This window comes from Arthrobacter sp. 10T425 (assembly GCF_056393985.1).
Window position 1 is genome coordinate 1 of the sequence record NZ_JBFTGZ010000097.1, and the last position, 416, is coordinate 416.

Below are 416 nucleotides of genomic sequence, written 5' to 3' on the forward strand. Positions count from 1 at the left end.
TGCTTGGCCTGCACTTTTACCCGGACGACCATGTCGAGTTCGAGTTCCGGAACGATCTGAGAGGAACCCGGTTCTTTTACGCGGAGATCGATGACTGGCTCTACAAGAAGCAAGGCAAGGTCTACGATCCGGAGTCGTCCGAGGACGCCGCTGCGTTCATTCAAACGGCGCGGATAGCTTCAGAGGGATGGTTGAAGTATCGGCTTACCAATACCGACGATCTAAAACAGTACGTGTACTTCACCTTGCTGATCAATCCGCAATTCGACACATATCCTGCTATTGAGAAGATCCTGGCCGAAACCCGCGGCAMGCCGGGMGCCTTCGGCGCGGCGATGGAGCAATTGCCAAGCGCGGTGCTTCAGGACTTGAAGCGCATGAAGGAACAACACTCCAATAAAGGACCTTCCCATGGC

General features: G+C 54.6%; 1 protein-coding gene. It reads left to right on the forward strand.

Features of this window, described 5'->3' with window-relative positions; translation table 11 throughout:
• The coding region (locus AC1DDH_RS20690; RefSeq protein WP_476956248.1) for a hypothetical protein at positions 1-416 on the forward strand (416 nt) is incomplete at both ends.